3 protein-coding genes are annotated in these 1,717 nt (G+C 67.7%); all 3 read left to right on the top strand.

What is annotated here, in order from left to right:
- Nucleotides 1-89: 89 nt before the first annotated feature.
- A complete protein-coding gene (locus D4754_RS23715; protein ID WP_163026050.1) occupies nucleotides 90-821 on the top strand; it encodes a hypothetical protein in 732 nt (243 codons plus the stop codon).
- Nucleotides 812-1,390: a hypothetical protein gene (locus D4754_RS23710; RefSeq protein WP_121068633.1), complete on the top strand. Its 579-nt coding sequence runs from the start codon at nucleotides 812-814 to the stop codon at nucleotides 1,388-1,390. Before D4754_RS23715 ends, D4754_RS23710 begins: the two co-directional genes overlap by 10 nt.
- Nucleotides 1,390-1,717, top strand: a 328-nt coding sequence (locus tag D4754_RS23705; RefSeq protein WP_420837230.1) for a DUF6950 family protein, incomplete at its 3' end; no start/stop codon positions are given. The genes D4754_RS23710 and D4754_RS23705, both read left to right, overlap by 1 nt.

The raw sequence follows: 1,717 nt of genomic DNA, 5'->3' as shown, positions 1-1,717 counted from the left end.
GGCGCGGCGGTTGAAAGTGTTCAGGCGGCCAGCTCGGAAACCAAGGACTTCCTGGGGATCTGATGACAACAGTTTATGCATGGCCGCCCGTGGGCGCGGTCGGGTCCGAGTGGACCGTCGAAGATCCGGTGAACAGCTCGAGGGGGCTTCTGAACGGCAAGCGGTATCTGTCGGCCGTCCAGCGGCGCCGGCGGAAATCAACCGTGGTGGTGTCGGCGCTGAGCGCCGGCAAGGTCGGCGCGGGCTATTGCGAGGTTCTCAAGCGGCTCCTGGATGGTGGCGTGAACCTGGTGCGGCTCAAAAGCCTGCCGATCAACTGGCATGTTGACGTGTCGGGCGATCAATCCTGGCGGCGCGAGGTGGAGCTCGAATGGCAGGAGGGCGATCTCGCGCTTTCCTGGTCCGAGCGCGGCGATCGCCTGCCGTGGTACATTGGCGCGCATCTGCCCTACACGCTTGCGGCTGGTCTGAGTTTTCCGGCGATCCGGGTCACGGGCCTGCCGCCTGGCGTCCTGGTCGCGCGGCCGGGTGAGTTCGCGAGCTTCGCCGCTACCGATGCCGGCGAAACGGTCGAGACGCATATGATCCTCGACGCCGCCCGATCGGATGACACGGGCGCGGCGGTGGTCAAGCTCATGACCGGGCCGGCTTCGGCCGGTTTCGTGTCGTTGGGCACTTCGGAAACCGCGGTCTTCGAGGCGGTCGAGATCCCGCGGGCGGTCCAGCCGGTCGGGGCAAACTGGTCCTATTCCTGGACGTTTTCCGAGGTCTTCGAGGATGAGGTCACGGGCGGCTTTGTCGAGGTCGATCCATGGACATGATCCGGCCCATGCATCCGGCGACGCTGGCGGCGTTTTCCTCGGAGTGCTTCTTTCCCGCCGCCATGATCTTTCTGGACTGGCCGGGCGATCCGGTGCGGGTTCACTCCGGAAAGGGCGTGATCCCCTGGGGCGGGGAAAGCTGGCTCGGGGCCGGCAATCTCGGCCGGCCGGAAACCAGCGAGGACGGGATCGGCAAGGCGCCTGGCACGCTGTCCTTGCGCATGATCCTGGCCGAGGAGGATTTCGAAGACGTGATGGCCGCGGATGTTCTCGGCCGGCGTGGCAAGCTCTACGTGGCGGCCGTGACGGCGCGCTCCGGAAACGAGCTGATCGGGGAACCTGTCGAGATGTTCTCGGGCGCGATCGCGAAGATGGGCGAGGTTCTCGAGAAAGTCGACGATCGCACGCTCGCCTCGGCCGTCCGGCTCGGGCTGCGGGCGGCCGGGCGCTGGCGGGCGAAGGCGACCACCGTTCACAGCGATGAAGATCAGCGCGCCACCTATCCCGAGGACACGATCGGGCGCCTCCTGATCAACAGCCCGGATCGGGCGCGGCGGATCCTGGTCTGATGTTCTGGCACATTGTCGAGGCCGTGATGCTGCGGCCGATGCAATGGGGCGTGTCCGATTGCTGCACGGCCGCGTGCGACGCGTTCGGGCGGGTGCACGGGTTCGATCCGATGGCCGGTTTCCGCGGCACGTATCGCGACCGCGCCTCGGCCGAGGCAGTGATCGCAGGCGCCGGCGGGATGCGCGCCCTGGCGGCGCGGATCGCGGCGCAGCGCGGCTTTGCCGAGACCGGGGTCGCGGTTCCGGGCGCGCTCGGGGTCGGCTTCACGGGCCGGGGCGATAGCCTCCTCTTTTGCCCCGCGCCTGACGAATGGGTGGCGAAATCGC

Source organism: Chachezhania antarctica (assembly GCF_003646465.1).
In the GTDB taxonomy this organism is placed as follows: domain Bacteria; phylum Pseudomonadota; class Alphaproteobacteria; order Rhodobacterales; family Rhodobacteraceae; genus Chachezhania; species Chachezhania antarctica.
Note: the sequence above shows the minus strand (reverse complement) of the source record. Positions and strands in the feature narration are given on the sequence as shown.

What these genes read in the sequence shown, in the direction of transcription:
- D4754_RS23710 (WP_121068633.1), top strand. Translation starts at nt 812, where the DNA reads ATGGACATGATCCGGCCCATGCATCCGGCGACGCTGGCGGCGTTTTCC.